Below are 16,200 nucleotides of genomic sequence, written 5' to 3' on the forward strand. Positions count from 1 at the left end.
GGAAGGAAGTGAACTGATTGCTGCGGTTTTCCATTCTCACTGAAAACTTCAATCTTTATGTAGAAGGCTTTAAATATACCATTGGTGCAAGTGTCATTGCTTTGATTGGAAGCTTTTTGATCGGTACACTCATTGCCATTATGAGAATTGCGCCACTCAGGCCGCTCAACTGGTTAGGAACGGCTTATGTGGAATTTATTCGGAATATTCCGTTATTATTGATCACATTCGTTTTCTTCTTTGGTTTACCCGTGCTAGGTATTGTAGCAGATGGCTTCACCGCTGGCACCATTGCCCTTGCCATTTATACTTCTGCCTTTATTGCTGAAGCCATTCGCGCAGGGATACAAGCTGTACCGCTTGGACAAATGGAAGCCGCCCGCGCTTCAGGTCTATCCTATGGCGGGACGATGCGGTATATCATTCTGCCGCAAGCGATTAAAATTGTCATTCCCCCTCTTGGGAATCAATTTATTAACCTTGTCAAAAACTCCTCTATTTTAGGTGTCATTGCAGGGTTTGATCTCATGTATCAAGGAGACCTCATCGCTTCTAGAACATTTGTGACATTTGATGTCTACATCTTTGTTGCCATGTTCTATCTGCTATTAACGATTCCGCTCAGTATAGGCGTTGGTTATTTAGAAAAAAGATTAGCAAGAAGCCACTAGAAAGGAGGAAACACCATGGATTTTCTAGGTGCCTACCAGCCTGATCATCTCGCCTTTTTACTTGAAGGATTTGCTGTCACCTTAAAAGTGGCTTTTATCTCCATCATTTTGAGCTTTCTCATTGGATTAGTCATTGGCACATTGCGGTTCGCTCAAATTCCGGTTTTATCAAAGATACTTGCAGTCGTCGTAGAAACCATTCGAAACCTGCCGCTCTTATTGATCATCTTTTTTACGTATTTTGCACTGCCCGAAATCGGCATTAAGCTGAGCATTACAGCCTCGGCTATTGCAGCTTTAACCGTATTTGAATCAGCGATGCTGTCAGAAATTATTCGAAGCGGTTTAAAATCAATTGATAAGGGGCAGATCGAAGCAGCCAGGTCTTCTGGTTTAACCTATATTCAAACGTTAAAAATGATTATTATGCCGCAGGCTTTACGCCGAATGGTGCCGCCAATTGTCAGTCAATTCATCTCTCTTTTAAAAGATACGTCGCTTGCTGTTGTCATTGCACTTCCAGAACTATTGCATCACGCTCAAATATTAAACGGTCAGAGCCAATCTTACTTACTGCCCATTTTCCTATTAGCGGCGATGATGTATTTTGTCGTCAATTTCAGCTTATCACTACTTGCACGCCGATTAGAATACAGGCAGGCGTAAAAAAGGACATCCGCTTTTGGCGGATGCCTTTTTGTTTACATCATTCTCATAACACGTTTTCTTAGCTTTTTCATATCCCGCTTTGATGGCATATCATATCGACTTGCAAAGTGATATGCGAGTGCACCTGCACCAAGCGTTAATAGTGAAGAAGTCATTTTGCCCATTCGAAATTCCCCCTTAACACTTATAGTTGAATTGAACGTTCATCATCACTAAACAGATCATCTAAGCTGCTTAGTGTCCCGTCTTCTTCCACTTGGTGTGTAGATATTTTGCCTTTTGACAGCGTCAATTCAATAAAACAGCCCCAGCAATAATATTGATTGACCCCAATTTTTCCGATGTCTTTACATTTGCAATTTGGGCAAATGAGCATAATCAGCACCTCTTTACGTTCGGTTTAGAACAAGTGCTTCCTTTTGAACGTTGATCAAGGTTCCGGCAGCCTGCAGCTGTTTTCGAATCCCTGATAGCTCTGTAAAGAAGCCGTCCGAGAGTTCATATGCTACGATTGTGCCCGAATTTGTGCAAAAGTATACATCTTCCAAAATGCCTAAATTTTCACCCTCAGGTGACTGCATCATTTTCTTTTTCAATTTCGAAAATAAGAAGGATGGGGCAGAGGAATCCATGCCTACTCCCTCCTGGCAGCTCACATATAAGCCTTTGTCTGTCAGCTGATCACCAGCAGAGAATGGAATGAGTGCACAGTCTTTCTTTTTCCCATCTAACACATATCCTCCGCAGCTGCCTCCGGCTAATAAGCAAATATCTTTAATGGAACCAAGTGAATGAGACAGCTCACCTGTATAGATTGACATTCCTTCAAGCTCTCGACATGTTCTCAAAATGTGCTCAACCACCTTTTGCGGAACAGTCTTATCGTGTGCGTTTGCTTCGATACTCATACGAAGAAATGGCTTCCATGAACGTAATATGAGGATTTCTTTTCACGCTAAAAAGGCTCCCGTATGGAAGCCTTTTATTCATGCATAAAATCAAACGGAGTGATTCCCTCCATGCCAATATTTGCGTCATGTACGCTAAACGGAAGCTCTTTTTGGAGCGCTGCAAGCTCCGCATCCATAACTTCATCAGTTTGCATCAGCCGCATCGTTAAGGACGTTTGTCTGAGCGAATCCTCATTGTTTTTCACACCCCACTCCAGCGCTGATTCCTCGCCGCACAGGATTAAAAACTTTTTACTTCGTGTAATAGCTGTGTACAGCAGATTTCGCCGCAGCATTCTGTAGTAGCTTCTCACGACTGGCAGCACAACGATTGGGAATTCACTGCCTTGTGATTTGTGGATGGAGCAGCAATAGGCATGTGTAAATTGATGAAAATCCTTTTTTGTAAAGGTGATTTCATTCCCATCAAAGGAGATCACAGCCATGTCTTCTTTTTCCGTGTTTTCTTTCGCATAAAAAATCGAGACAATTTCGCCGATATCACCGTTAAAAATATTATTTTCCGGCTGATTCACAAGCTGAAGCACTTTATCACCGGTCCGGTACACCACATCACCAAACGGGATTTCTCTGCCCTTTGGTTTTTTTGGATTCAAAATGTGCTGCAGCATTTTATTGAGCTCATTAATGCCTGCTTTCCCTTTATACATTGGCGCAAGCACTTGAATGTCTTTTGCTGAATAGCCTTTTTGAGCAGCATTGCTGACGACTTTCTCAATCACTTCTTTCATTTGATCAGCTGAGCATTTTATGAAAGATCGATCCTTTGAACGTGCGGTAATATCTTTTGGCAGGACGCCATTTTTCATATCATGTGCAAGTTCAACAATGCTGGAGCCGTCTGCCTGCCGGTAAATATCTGTCAGTGTAACAGCTGGTACGGCTTGTGAGGCAAGTAAATCCCTTAACACTTGGCCTGGTCCGACAGATGGAAGCTGATGTTCATCTCCTACCATGATCACTTGGATATGATCAGGAATCGCTTTAAACAAGTGATTCGCAAGCCAAATATCCAGCATACTTGATTCATCAATGATGACAAGCTTTCCTTCAATCGGCTGTTCCTCATCATGCGAAAAGCCCTCTGATCCGTTCCAGCCGAGCAAACGGTGAATGGTTACAGCTGGAAGCCCTGTTGATTCTGTCATCCGTTTAGCTGCTCGTCCAGTTGGCGCCGCAAGCACAAATGGAAAGGATTCATCTTTTTTGTAATCACTCGGATCAAGAGATACACCGTGAAGATCGCTGTAAAGCTCAACAATCCCTTTAATGACCGTTGTCTTCCCAGTCCCAGGTCCGCCTGTTAAAAGCAGCATCGGGGACATGAGTGCCTTTTGAATCGCTTCCTTTTGTGTCGGCGCATACTGGACGCCCAGCCGTTCCTCGAGCTCGCCAAGTGCGAGCAGGAATTCTGATTCAGGGAATTGATCTGCATATTCCGTTTGGGAGACGATTTTTTGTATTCGTTTGGCGACACTTTGCTCCGCATAAAATAAGGACGGATGATAGCAGCGCTCATCTTCAATGATCATCTCTTTCCCTTCGCCAAGTGCAATGATCTGATTGGCGACATCCATTTCCGTCACTTTGTACTCATTGCCTGTCTGATTGAGCAGCTTGCGGGTTTCAACGATCAAATCTTTCGTTTGTATGTACGTATGACCGTCCTGAAGACTTGCTGTTTCGACTGTATAAAGCAGGGCTGCACGGATTCGCTCTGGGTCATTTCCTGAGATGCCGGTTCTAGCGCCAAGCTCATCCGCCTTAATAAATCCGATCCCTTCGACATCCTTGACGAGCTGATACGGGTTTTCCTCAATCTTTTGCAGCGTTTCACTCTCGTACACTTGGTATATCTTCATGCTGAGCTGAGGACCAAAGCCATATTGATTCAGGCTGATCATGATTTGTTCCAATCCTTGATGTTCCTGGAGCGCTGCAGCCAGCTTATCTGCCTTCTTTTTTGATAAGCGCGGAACATCATACAAAACAGCTGGGTCACGCATAATTTTATGAAGCGTCTGGTTGCCAAGCTGCCCCACAATTTCTTCCGCCGTCTTTTTCCCTATCCCCTCAAATAAATCACTTGAGAGATAATGAATGATTCCTTGCTTCGTTGTCGGTACTTCCTTTTGAAAATGAGTGGCCTGAAACTGTTCACCAAATTTCGGATGGCTTGTGACTTTGCCATAGAAGGTGTAAGTTTCTTCCTCATGAAGTGCTGGGAAGTAGCCTGTGACAGATGCTGTTTTTTCCTCTAAGTTTTCCGATGTTTCAATGACTTTCACCTTTAACACCGAGTATAAATTACTTTCATTATGGAAAATAACGGCTTGAACTGTCCCCTTTAAAAACGGTTCGTCCTCAAGCTTCATTTGATCTGGATGTTCCTGCACAGGTCTTCCCTCCTTCCGTCTATTCTGCCTCTTGAATCAGCTTTTGCGCATGTAGTGCCAGCATATGGTCAGGCTGCACGTCAAGGGCTTTTCCTAGCATCTCAAGTGCTTCGTCTTTTTTCTCTAAGTATGCATACGCAACCCCTAAATTATAAAAGGCATCTGCATGCTGCGGATCACGCGCGACCACCTCGGTAAAGGTTGTCACCGCTTCTTCCAGCAATTGTTCATTGGCTAAGCACATGCCAAATTGGAATCTTGCTTCATTATCTTCTTCATTCAGTTCGATGGCACGCTGAAGATAGGGCATCGCAAGCTTCGGCTGCTCTAATTTGATGAGCGTCTGCCCCAGCATATAAAATAAATCACTATTTTCCATGCCAGCTTGTAGTGCTTGTTCAAAATAGTCTTTTGCTTTCATAAAGTCTTCTTTTAATGTGTATACATTTCCTGCCCCGTAATAGGCTGCAGCTGCGGCGTGATCAAGTTCAATGGCTTTTTGAAAGAAGTTTAACGCGCGTTCAAATTCATTGATGCTTGAAAGCAAATTCGCAAAGTTAATATATGGAACCGGGTCTTTTGGGCTTTCTTCAATGGCTTTCGTAAAAGCTTCAGCTGCTTTTTCGATGTTGCCTTGATTTAAGGCTTCTATGCCAATTTCGTTATGATTCATTCGCTCTCTCATCCTTTCATTAAAAAACCTCAACAGCGACGTTGAGGTTTTGAAAACATGTTACACATACGACAGCTTTTGACCGTCCTTAAAAACATCGTCAATTGTTCCGCCGCCAAGGCATTCGTCGCCATCATAAAAGACAACTGCTTGTCCTGGAGTCACAGCACGAACGGGTTCATCAAAGATGACCATCGCTTCTTGCTCACCTGTCATTTTGACCTTCACATGGTGATCTTCTTGACGGTATCTGAATTTGGCTGTGCATGTTAATTCACCATTTTCGCCGACAATATGAGGACGAGTCCAGCTGATATTGACGGCTGAAATGCTTTCAGAATATAAAAGTGGATTGTGGAAACCTTGTTCAACAAACAAGATATTTTGTTTCAAGTCTTTTCCAACGACAAACCAAGGATCACCGCTGCCGCCAATGCCAAGACCTTGGCGTTGACCGATCGTGTAATACATCAGTCCATCATGTTCACCTTTGACTTCTCCGTCCATTGTCTGCATCACGCCAGGCTGCGCAGGCAAATATTGACTGAGGAATGTTTTAAAGTTTCTTTCCCCAATAAAGCAAATACCCGTTGAATCTTTTTTCGTTGCTGTTGCGAGCTCTGCTTCTTTTGCCAATTCACGAACCCTTTTCTTCTCTAAATCTCCGATTGGGAACATGACTTTATCAAGCTGTTCCTGAGTCAGCTGATTTAAGAAATACGTTTGGTCTTTGTTGGCATCAAGACCCCTTAGCATTTTGACTTCATCACCAGTTCTGTCGACGCGCGCATAGTGGCCTGTTGCTAAATAATCTGCACCGAGTGACAATGCATGCTCGAGGAACGCTTTGAACTTAATTTCTTTGTTACACATGACATCTGGGTTTGGCGTTCTGCCCGCTTTATATTCATCAAGGAAATATTGAAACACTTTGTCCCAATATTGCTTCTCGAAATTCACCGCATAATAAGGGATTCCAATTTGGTTACACACGCGGATGACATCCTCATAGTCCTCCGTTGCTGTACATACACCATTTTCATCTGTGTCATCCCAGTTTTTCATAAATATGCCGATTACATCATAGCCTTGCTCCTTTAACATAAGAGCAGCAACTGATGAATCGACTCCTCCGGACATACCGACCACAACTCTTGTGTCTTCTGGTCTTTTTGTCATCTTCATCAACTCCATTTTCAATGAAACAGCATGTGCGTTTCGTTCTTCAGGTGCCTGGCTGTTTCATTTTTCACACACGAACAAAAGAGGAACGTTTATTTGGCTAAGCGTTTGACAACAGCTGCTATCTTGCGTGCCGCCTGTTTCACATGATCCTCTTCATTCCCAAGACCGAAGCTTATTCTGACTGAGGACGTCAGCTTGTCTGCTTCTTCGCCATACATGGCGCTTAACACGTGCGAAGGAAGGACGGATCCAGCCGTACATGCAGATCCACTTGAAACAGCAATTCCTTCCATATCTAAATTCACAAGTAACGATTCGATGGAAACGCCCGGGAAATGAACATTTAATATATGAGGCAATGTCTCTTTCGGGTGCCCATTGATAGAGAAAGTAAGTGATTCCTCTTCGAATACTTGCAGCATGATTTCTTTGAGCTTACCATAATGCATGGCTTTTTCTCTTCTATTTTGCTTCGTTATTTGAACAGCCTCTGCAAGTCCCACGATCCCTGCCACATTTTCAGTGCCAGCACGGCGTTTTCTTTCTTGTTCTCCTCCGAATATTTGCGGAGAAAGTTTCACGCCTTCGTTTACATATAAAAAGCCTGTTCCCATTGGACCATTTAGCTTATGGCCAGAAGCAGATAAAAGATCAATATGAAGGTCTGCTACATCGATTGGCATTGTTCCAAACGCCTGCACGGCGTCTGTATGAAAATGAGCAGTGTGATTGTGTAAAAGCTCGCCAATGTCTTTGATTGGCTGAATCACACCTGTTTCATTGTTGCCGTACATGATGGTCACAAGAATCGTATCATCTCTCAGTGCTTGTTTTAGTTGTTCAAGATGAATCAATCCAGTTTCATCCACATCTAAATATGTCACGTCAAATCCTAGCTTCTCTAGGCGTTCACATGTGTGCAGCACCGCATGATGCTCTGTTTTTGCTGTGATGATATGTTTTCCTTCATGCTGTCTTGCCATGGCCACACCTGTAATCGCCAGGTTGTCCGCCTCTGTCCCTCCGCTTGTGAGGATGATCTCCTGCGGTTTACAGTGTAATTCTCCTGCAATCACTTCTCTTGCTTCATCGAGCCACTTTCTTGCCTCGCGCCCATATGAATGAATACTAGAGGGATTGCCAAATATCTCTGTAAAGTAAGGCATCATCTTGTCCACAATACGCTGATCCATCGGCGTTGTGGCCGCATGATCTAAATAGATTCGTTCCATTTCCGGTACACCTCTGATCTAAATATAGAACATATACGCGTCTTGATTCCCGTCATCTGTATAGCTTGCCAAGTCTTCAAGAGTTGTATTGTCTAGTACGTCTTTTACTGCATCACGAATCCTAATCCAAAGTTCACGCTTTGCTGGTTCTTCGTTTTCGATGACTTCGACAGGACTAATCGGTCCTTCTAATACTCGAATAATATCACCGGCTGTGATCTCGTTTGGTTCATGTGCAAGAACATAGCCGCCATATGCACCGCGAATACTTTTCACAAGACGGGCATTACGAAGTGGTGAGACAAGCTGCTCTAAATAATGCTCAGACAAATTATTGTTTTGAGCGATTGATTTTAATGATGTGGGGCCTTCGCCATGTTTTTTGGCTAATTCGATCATGATCGTCAGACCATATCTGCCTTTAGTTGAAATTTTCAAGTTAAACACCTCTGCGTTTTCTATTCTATGTCATCAATTATTTTTCTGATTTCATATACACTGATATATAGACCAAAAGCAATTATATCATACTTTCAGCCAACTTTCATTTGCCGGTTCTGCGCTTTAGGAGGACGCATCCCTTTTCTATTTGAAGAAATTTCGGTACTCTATACAAACAAGACATTGCTTTAGGAGAGATAATCATGAAACCTTTAGCGTACCGGATGCGCCCAAGTCATATTGAAGACATCATTGGGCAGGAACATCTCGTTGGAGAAGGTCAAATTATTAGACGAATGGTCGAGGCAAAACATTTATCCTCGATGATTTTATACGGACCGCCGGGCATCGGCAAAACATCGATTGCGACCGCGATCGCTGGCAGTACAAGCATTGCGTTTCGGACATTGAATGCAGTCATTCATAACAAAAAGGATATGGAAGCTGTCGCCGCTGAAGCGAAAATGAGCGGCCAAGTCATCCTTATTTTAGACGAGGTTCACAGGCTTGATAAAGGAAAGCAGGATTTCCTTCTTCCTTATTTAGAAAATGGCATGATCATTTTAATTGGCGCAACGACGGCTAACCCCTATCATGCGATCAACCCTGCCATCCGAAGCCGCACACAAATATTTGAGCTGAAACCGCTTGAAACAGAGCAAATCAAGGCTGCGTTAACAAGAGCGTTACAGGATGAACATCGCGGGCTTGGCGGTTATGAGGTGACAGTGAACGATGAAGCGATGAATCATTTTGCCAATGGATGCGGCGGAGACGTACGCTCTGCTTTAAATGCGCTAGAACTAGCTGTCTTATCGACAAAAGCAGATGAGGCTGGGCATATTATGATCACTCTTGCCGCAGCAGAAGAATGTTTACAAAAAAAGAGCTTCTCACATGATAAGAATGGTGATGCTCATTATGATGTCCTCTCGGCTTTTCAAAAATCCATTAGAGGATCTGACGCAGATGCGGCGCTGCATTACCTTGCCAGACTGATTGAAGCAGGAGACCTTGAAAGCATTTCAAGGAGATTACTCGTGATGGCTTACGAAGATATTGGTTTAGCTAGTCCGCAGGCAGGTCCTCGTGTGTTAAGCGCTGTTCAAACAGCAGAAAGAGTCGGCTTCCCGGAAGCACGAATCCCGCTGGCTAACGCAGTCATTGAACTGTGTCTTTCTCCTAAGTCCAACTCAGCATATAAGGCGGTTGATGCGGCACTGGGTGACATTCGATCAGGGAAAATTGGTGAAATCCCTGTTCATTTAAAGGATGCTCACTACAAAGGAGCTATAGCACTCGGCAGAGGTGTCGATTACTTATACCCACACGATTATGAAAACGGCTGGGTGAAGCAGCAATACTTACCTGATCCGCTGAAAAACAAGCAATACTATGAACCGAAGCAAACAGGCAAATTTGAAGGCGCACTGAAACAGGTATATGAGAATTTAAAACGCCAAAAATAAAAAAAGCCCCCTGCATGTTAGCAGGCGGGCTGTTTATTTATCCTTCACACGTGTAATTGGAATATCTTTTAAGAGCTGCATAATGACATGACCACCCATGATCAGCCCTGCAACAGACGGGACGAACGCATTGGATGATGGCGGCATTTGTGCCTTTCGAATCTTCGCTTCATCATTTCCAACTTCTTTTCTGACATCTTCGCGAATCACAATCGGACTTTCATCAGAGAAAATGACTTCAATTCCTTTACGAATCCCTTCTTTGCGCAGACGCGTTCTTACAACTTTTGCAATTGGATCGGTATGTGTTTTTGAAATGTCATCAATTTTGAAACGGGTCGGATCTGTTTTGTTTGCTGCTCCCATACTCGAAATGATGTTCACATTGCGTTTCAGACACTCTTTCATTAAATGAATTTTATAGTGAATCGTATCTGACGCATCGATCACATAATCAAGCGGATATTCAAAAAATTGCTCATATGTTTCCTCTGTATAAAACATCTTTAGTGCAACTACTTCACATTCCGGATTAATATCAGCGATTCTCGCCTGCATTAAGTCAACCTTTGGCTGACCAACTGTTGAAAGCAATGCTGGAAGCTGACGGTTCACATTTGTAATATCAATATCATCTTTATCAACAAGAACAATACGGCCAACGCCTGAACGAGCGAGTGCCTCAACTGCAAATGAGCCAACGCCGCCCACACCAAGCACTGCAACTGTACTGTTTTTTAATATATCTAAGCCTTCCTTGCCTATAGCAAGCTCGTTTCTTGAAAACTGATGTAACAAGTGCCTCACTCCACCTTTATTTAAAATGAATCGAAAGAATCATATCATATTCAAACTTCTTCGTCATCCTTCTGAAAAAGAAAAAAACACAAAAAAGTCCCGACAACGCCGCCAGCTTTTCCTTCGTTTTGAACCCCGCACCATGCAGGTGGGTGCTTTCTTCCTGACTTTATAAGTCCTCTAAAGAGGCATTTATGCAGAAAGGAAAGGCAAGCTCCCGTATAAAAAAATGTTCGGTCAAAACTAGGTAACCACCGTACGTATCAGGACTTTATTTATTGATTGAAGAAAGCATATCATAGGCATGCCGCTTTTTCAAGCGTTTACATGCCCATATCCATGCGTCTATTTTACTGTTTTACCTTTGTTTTAATGGCTAAACTTAGCTCATCAAGCTGCGCTTCGCTTACAGTGCCAGGAGCATCTGTTAGCACACAGCTCGCACTTGCCGTTTTCGGGAACGCAATGGTATCTCTTAAGTTAGAGCGGCCGGCAAGCAGCATCACTAAGCGGTCAAGACCAAGCGCGATTCCGCCATGCGGAGGAACTCCATGCTCAAAAGCATCTAGAAGGAAGCCGAATTGTTCATATGCCTCTTCTTTTGAAAACCCAAGTAAGCTAAACATTTTTTCTTGAATATCCTTTTCGAAAATACGAATCGAACCTCCGCCAAGCTCATAGCCATTCAGCACAAGATCGTAAGCCTGTGCCTTCATGTCTTCCGGGCTTGTCTCAATTAATTCAAGATCGTCGCGTACTGGCATTGTGAAAGGATGATGGGCAGCATAGAAGCGGCCTTCTTCTTCATCTTTTTCAAGCAGCGGCCAATCAACAACCCATAAGAAGTTGAATAGAGACTCATCAATGAGTTCAAGCTCTTTGCCGAGTTTTAGGCGAAGGGCACCAAGTGCATCATGGACAACAGACGTCTTATCTGCAACAAAAAGTAACAGGTCACCTTCTTCGACTTGCAGCTGCTCCTTTAATTCTGCCTGCTTTGCTTCATCAAAGAATTTAGCAATCGGTCCTTTTAATTCTGTCCCTTCTGCTTTTAGCCAAGCTAGACCTTTTGCACCGTAGTTCGCTGCAAATGCACCAAGGGCATCAATGTCTTTTCTTGAGTAGTTGGCTGCAGCACCTTTGACATTGATGGCTTTCACAGCTCCACCATTTTTCACAGCTCCGCTAAAGACTTTGAAATCGGAATCTTTTACCGTATCTGAAATGTTGACAAGCTTCATCTCAAAACGTGTATCTGGCTTATCAGATCCATAAGAATTCATTGCTTCATCGTATGTCATACGAGGTAATGGCAATGTCAGGTCTACGCCTTTGACATCTTTCATCACCTTTGCCATCATCTCTTCGGCAAGCGTCATAATGTCCTCTTGACTCATAAAGGACATTTCAATATCGACTTGTGTGAATTCCGGCTGACGGTCAGCACGCAAGTCTTCATCTCTAAAGCAGCGGGCAATTTGGTAGTAACGATCCATCCCTGAGACCATCAGCAATTGTTTAAATAGTTGCGGAGACTGAGGCAAGGCATAGAACTCTCCTTCGTGTACACGGCTTGGAACAAGATAGTCACGTGCACCCTCTGGCGTACTCTTCGTTAAAATCGGTGTTTCAATATCTAGAAAGCCGTTGTCATCTAAGAAATGGCGGAATGCTTTTGTGACTTCATGTCGCATTTTCATCGTTTCAAACATAGCAGGACGGCGAAGGTCTAAGTAACGGTATTTTAAGCGCACATCTTCTGATACCTCGTCCGCTTGATCTGAAATCACAAAAGGAGGGGTCTTCGCTTCATTTAACACGCTGACCGTTTCGACTTGAATTTCAATTTTCCCTGTTTTTAAATTTGGGTTGATTGTTGCTTCTTCTCTTGCGACAACCGTTCCTTTAATATCAAGGACATATTCATTACGAATCGACTCTGCTGTCTCAAGCGCCTCTTTTGATAGGTCTGGATTGAAGACAGCTTGTACAATCCCTGTACGGTCGCGCAGATCAATAAAGATTAATCCGCCAAGGTCACGTCTTTTTTGAACCCATCCTTTTAATACAACGGTTTGACCGATTTGGTCTTCTGTTACTTCTCCACAATAAAAAGTTCTACCAAACACAAACATTCCACTCCTTCTTTACGCCTTCTTGTGGGCCTTCATCATTTGAATCAGCTCATCAAGCTTCACTTCAATTTGTTCACCCGTTGTCGTATCTTTTACATTCACAATGCGCTGCGCCAGCTCATCTTCACCAAGGACTGCAATAAACTTGGCTTTTAATCGATCAGCCGCTTTAAATTGCCCTTTTAATTTCTTCCCTGTATAGTCCATTTCACTTGAAATGCCTTCTTTTCTCAGACGATTTAATAATGAAACAGAGTAATCCTTCGCTTCATCACCGAGTGCAGCAATGTATAGATCAATGCCATCTTGCAGAGGAAGATCAATCCCTTCAGCATCGATTGCTGATAGGAAACGCTCAATACTCATAGCAAAACCGATTCCTGGTGATTCAGGACCGCCAATTCCTTCAACAAGTCCATCATAACGGCCGCCGCCGGCTAATGTGGTAATCGCGCCAAAGCCTTCTGCATTACTCATGATCTCAAATGCCGTGTGATTGTAGTAATCAAGACCGCGCACTAAGTTCGGATCGACGACATATTCAATGCCTATATCTGTTAAGTATTGTTTGACCTTTTCAAAATAAGTCCGTGATTCTTCATTTAAGTAATCTTGAATGGATGGAGCCGTTGCCATCAATTCGTGGTCACGATCCTTTTTACAATCAAGAATTCGCAGCGGATTTTGATGTAAACGGGTTTGACAGTCATGACAGAATTCATCAATTCTTGGCTCAAAGTGCTCGACAAGTGCTTTGCGGTAGTCTGCACGGCTCTCTTTGTCACCAAGGCTGTTAATGACGAGCTTTAAGTTAGAAAGGCCTGCTTTCTCATAAACACTCATCGCAAGTGAAATGACTTCTGCATCAATGGCAGGATCCTTTGAACCGATCGCTTCAATCCCAAATTGATAAAATTGACGATATCTCCCTGTTTGCGGACGTTCATAGCGGAACATCGGTCCAATGTAATACAGCTTTGTTGGCTGCGCGGGCTGTGCAAATAATTTATTTTCAACATAAGAACGTACAGTTGAAGCCGTTCCCTCTGGACGAAGGGTGATGCTGCGTCCCTTTTTATCTTCAAATGTATACATCTCTTTTTGAACGATATCGGTTGATTCGCCTACTCCCCGTGCAAACAGCTCTGTATGCTCAAAAATCGGTGTACGGATTTCTTTGTATTGAAAGGCTGCACATGTATCTCTTGCAATTTGTTCAACATACTGCCAGCGTTCTGACTCTCCAGGTAAAATATCCTGTGTGCCTCTTGGAATATTAAAACTCATTTTTCGTCCTCCTACGACCATCATTCATTTTTTATGTGGACATATAAAAAACCCCCGCCTCTACTATGTGTATAGTAGGGACGAGAGTTATACCCGTGGTGCCACCCTAGTTGGAACATGATCCAGCCATGTTCCCGCTCAAATCCTTAACGCAGATTCACGTTCTCCGCCTATTGACTCATTTTTAGAGCGTTCAGCAGGAAACCTACAGAGTGTTCTTTCGTGATAAATGCCATGCGGATTCGCTTTCAGCCTAAGGCGATTCCTCTCTGCTCACGCAATTTACCCTACTATTCTCTATCATCAGTTCCACATTTTAAATTTTCAAGTGTGTTGATTTATATTATAATAAGGTCGGTGCTGCCACTCTGTCAACCCTTGCCGTGCCTCTTTTTCTTTTCCAGCTCTTCTTTTGACGTACATCCGTATTCAGATGCGGTTTCTTCAAGGAAGCCTGGTTGATCCATTTCGTCGTGCTGCCAGCGATCGATATCACGGTGTCCATTATATTGCACTCGTCCTAATTTTCTGCTTAATCTCATGTTTGTACATCCTTTTATCACGTTTTTATTTAGTATAAACAGATTGATTCATTTTTATTAGGGAAACTGCAAGGAATTAGTCCATTACATAACGAATTTACATTCATCGGTTTTACAAGGGAGGGGAAAACACCGTTTTGAATCTAAAAAAACACAATCAAATGTTGATGCTTCTTACCTGTTTTGTTCTCATCGCAAGTACTTTGCCTATGACACATGCTACAGCACAAACAGATCAAGCTGTGGTTGCAACAGATGAAATCAATGTGAGAACGGGCCCTGGTTTAAGCTATGGAATCGCAGCTGTTGTGAAGCGCGGAGAAAGCTATCCCATTCTCACTAAACAAGGAGAATGGGTGCAGATCCAATTGTCAAACGGTCAAAAAGGCTGGGTCGTCTCATGGCTGATTACCACATCATCTGGCAGCCAAAAATCTGCTAAGCCAAAGGCGCAAAATCAGAGCGCATCAGGCAGCAGTTCCATTACATCGACAGCCTCGGATCTTCGCATACGGACAGGCCCTGGGACTTCCTATCAAGTCATCGGAACTTTCCCGCAAGGCGCTTCCGCTAAAAAGCTGAAAACAAGCGGCGAATGGACAAAAATTTCGTATAAACAAGCAGTAGGCTGGGTTCACTCTGATTATGTTTCAGGCGGCAAAAAAGCTTCTCAATCAAGCTCTGGCGAGTCCTCTCGCTCTAAACAGACAGGCACAGTTGGCGTATCGAGCTTGAATGTAAGGCAATCGGCGGCACCGAATGCACAAGTCGTCGCTTCACTTGCCCGCAACGCACAGATCACCATTTTGCGCGAGCAGAACGGCTGGTATGAAATTGAGGCAAAAGGCGTAAAAGGATGGGCTGCAAGCTATTACATCGTCACAAGCAATGGAGCGAGTTCGGCGGGTGAACAGAATTCATCTTCTTCGTCTTCCCAAAAGAAAGCGTACATTGTCTACGATGGCACCAACATCCGAAAAAGCGCTTCTACCTCTGCTGGAATTGCAGAAAGAGCCACAAAAGGCGCTGCCTATCAAATTGTTCGCACGCAAGGTGACTGGTACGAGGTGACACTATCAAACGGCGGAACTGGTTATGTGGCAAGCTGGGTCGTTCAAACGAATAAAAATAGCAGCGAAGCACCAAGACCACAGCAGGATTCATCGTCTGGAACTGGGTCTTTAAAAGGAAAAACGATTGTTCTTGATCCTGGTCATGGCGGAAAAGACAGCGGCACGATTGGCGCAGATGGTGCATTTGAAAAGAACATTACCATCAAAACCGCCAATTTACTTGCAGGCAAATTAAGGGCTTCTGGTGCAAATGTCTATTTAACAAGAAGTGATGATACTTTTATCAGCCTTCAATCGAGGGTCGCGACATCTCATTACAGAAATGCAGATGCATTTATTAGTCTTCATTATGATAGTTTTATGGACCCAAGTGTCAGAGGAAGTACAGCGTATTATTATCAAGCAGCAAAAGACCAGCAATTAGCGACAAATGTCCATACAGAAGTCGCTAAACGCTCTCAAATCCCTGATAAGGGTGTCAAATTCGGAGATTATTTTGTTTTAAGAGAGAACAAACGCCCTTCTCTTTTATATGAACTCGGCTATTTAAGCAATCCTCAGGAGGAAGCGATCATTTATAGCGCCTCTTACCAAGAACGAGTCACAGAAGGAATGACGGAAGGATTAAAACAATATTTCCGTTAAAAAGAAAGAGGCC

Annotated in this window: 16 protein-coding genes, 1 other RNA gene and 1 other annotated feature; of the genes, 4 read left to right on the plus strand and 13 right to left on the minus strand. The window is 43.4% G+C overall.

The window, feature by feature from the left end; genetic code table 11:
- Positions 1-17: 17 nt before the first annotated feature.
- Both C6344_RS07990 and C6344_RS07995 read left to right on the plus strand, forming a co-directional pair.
- Complete coding sequence (locus tag C6344_RS07990) at positions 18-671, plus strand: amino acid ABC transporter permease (RefSeq protein WP_060596859.1); 654 nt, start codon at positions 18-20, stop codon at positions 669-671.
- Positions 672-686: 15 nt separating this feature from the next.
- The gene (locus C6344_RS07995; RefSeq protein ID WP_003216394.1) at positions 687-1,337 is read left to right on the plus strand and encodes an amino acid ABC transporter permease; all 651 of its coding nucleotides are present in this window, start codon (positions 687-689) and stop codon (positions 1,335-1,337) included.
- A gap of 35 nt (positions 1,338-1,372) precedes the next feature.
- Here C6344_RS07995 and C6344_RS08000 read toward each other — a convergent pair whose 3' ends face one another.
- The 8 genes from C6344_RS08000 to cymR all read right to left on the minus strand — a co-directional run bounded on the left by C6344_RS08000 (position 1,373) and on the right by cymR (position 8,235).
- Positions 1,373-1,504: a YrzQ family protein gene (locus tag C6344_RS08000; RefSeq protein ID WP_003216198.1), complete on the minus strand. Its 132-nt coding sequence runs from the start codon at positions 1,502-1,504 to the stop codon at positions 1,373-1,375.
- A gap of 20 nt (positions 1,505-1,524) precedes the next feature.
- The gene (locus C6344_RS08005; RefSeq protein WP_003216308.1) at positions 1,525-1,716 is read right to left on the minus strand and encodes a hypothetical protein; all 192 of its coding nucleotides are present in this window, start codon (positions 1,714-1,716) and stop codon (positions 1,525-1,527) included.
- A gap of 13 nt (positions 1,717-1,729) precedes the next feature.
- Positions 1,730-2,248 carry a PRC-barrel domain-containing protein gene (locus C6344_RS08010; RefSeq protein ID WP_045209900.1) on the minus strand — a complete coding sequence of 173 codons (519 nt, stop codon included), beginning with the start codon at positions 2,246-2,248 and terminating at the stop codon, positions 1,730-1,732.
- Between the two features lie 74 nt (positions 2,249-2,322).
- Positions 2,323-4,707, minus strand: a complete 2,385-nt coding sequence (gene recD2 / locus C6344_RS08015; protein ID WP_060596861.1) for an SF1B family DNA helicase RecD2 — start codon at positions 4,705-4,707, stop codon at positions 2,323-2,325.
- Between the two features lie 19 nt (positions 4,708-4,726).
- Positions 4,727-5,380 carry a tetratricopeptide repeat protein gene (locus tag C6344_RS08020; protein ID WP_106036922.1) on the minus strand — a complete coding sequence of 218 codons (654 nt, stop codon included), beginning with the start codon at positions 5,378-5,380 and terminating at the stop codon, positions 4,727-4,729.
- A 60-nt stretch (positions 5,381-5,440) separates the two neighbouring features.
- Positions 5,441-6,559, minus strand: a complete 1,119-nt coding sequence (gene mnmA / locus C6344_RS08025; RefSeq protein WP_060596862.1) for a tRNA 2-thiouridine(34) synthase MnmA — start codon at positions 6,557-6,559, stop codon at positions 5,441-5,443.
- A gap of 95 nt (positions 6,560-6,654) precedes the next feature.
- Positions 6,655-7,797, minus strand: coding sequence for a cysteine desulfurase family protein (locus tag C6344_RS08030; RefSeq protein WP_106031246.1), 1,143 nt, complete (start codon positions 7,795-7,797; stop codon positions 6,655-6,657).
- 18 nt (positions 7,798-7,815) lie between these two features.
- The gene (cymR, locus tag C6344_RS08035; protein ID WP_012010726.1) at positions 7,816-8,235 is read right to left on the minus strand and encodes a cysteine metabolism transcriptional regulator CymR; all 420 of its coding nucleotides are present in this window, start codon (positions 8,233-8,235) and stop codon (positions 7,816-7,818) included.
- A gap of 206 nt (positions 8,236-8,441) precedes the next feature.
- Here cymR and C6344_RS08040 point away from each other — a divergent pair, with 206 nt between their 5' ends.
- Positions 8,442-9,707, plus strand: a complete 1,266-nt coding sequence (locus tag C6344_RS08040) for a replication-associated recombination protein A (RefSeq protein WP_106072860.1) — start codon at positions 8,442-8,444, stop codon at positions 9,705-9,707.
- A 33-nt stretch (positions 9,708-9,740) separates the two neighbouring features.
- On the opposite strand, the gene C6344_RS08045 is transcribed toward C6344_RS08040, so the two are convergent.
- The 5 genes from C6344_RS08045 to C6344_RS18835 all read right to left on the minus strand — a co-directional run bounded on the left by C6344_RS08045 (position 9,741) and on the right by C6344_RS18835 (position 14,469).
- Positions 9,741-10,505 carry a tRNA threonylcarbamoyladenosine dehydratase gene (locus C6344_RS08045; RefSeq protein ID WP_044140034.1) on the minus strand — a complete coding sequence of 255 codons (765 nt, stop codon included), beginning with the start codon at positions 10,503-10,505 and terminating at the stop codon, positions 9,741-9,743.
- 92 nt (positions 10,506-10,597) lie between these two features.
- Positions 10,598-10,778: non-coding RNA, 6S RNA (ssrS, locus tag C6344_RS08050), on the minus strand.
- A 77-nt stretch (positions 10,779-10,855) separates the two neighbouring features.
- Positions 10,856-12,634 carry an aspartate--tRNA ligase gene (gene aspS, locus C6344_RS08055; RefSeq protein WP_106039645.1) on the minus strand — a complete coding sequence of 593 codons (1,779 nt, stop codon included), beginning with the start codon at positions 12,632-12,634 and terminating at the stop codon, positions 10,856-10,858.
- An 18-nt stretch (positions 12,635-12,652) separates the two neighbouring features.
- Positions 12,653-13,927 (minus strand): histidine--tRNA ligase, encoded by a 1,275-nt coding sequence (hisS, locus tag C6344_RS08060; protein ID WP_060596864.1) that lies wholly within the window; start codon positions 13,925-13,927, stop codon positions 12,653-12,655.
- A 73-nt stretch (positions 13,928-14,000) separates the two neighbouring features.
- Positions 14,001-14,240 (minus strand) — a binding site (T-box leader).
- A gap of 58 nt (positions 14,241-14,298) precedes the next feature.
- Positions 14,299-14,469: a YrzK family protein gene (locus tag C6344_RS18835; protein ID WP_003216250.1), complete on the minus strand. Its 171-nt coding sequence runs from the start codon at positions 14,467-14,469 to the stop codon at positions 14,299-14,301.
- 161 nt (positions 14,470-14,630) lie between these two features.
- On the opposite strand from C6344_RS18835, the gene C6344_RS08065 reads away from it, so the two are divergent.
- Positions 14,631-16,187, plus strand: coding sequence for an N-acetylmuramoyl-L-alanine amidase family protein (locus C6344_RS08065; protein WP_411170940.1), 1,557 nt, complete (start codon positions 14,631-14,633; stop codon positions 16,185-16,187).
- The last annotated feature ends 13 nt before the right edge of the window (positions 16,188-16,200 follow it).

Origin of the sequence: Bacillus sp. GBSW19 (assembly GCF_002998655.1) — a bacterium.
Lineage (GTDB): Bacteria > Bacillota > Bacilli > Bacillales > Bacillaceae > Bacillus.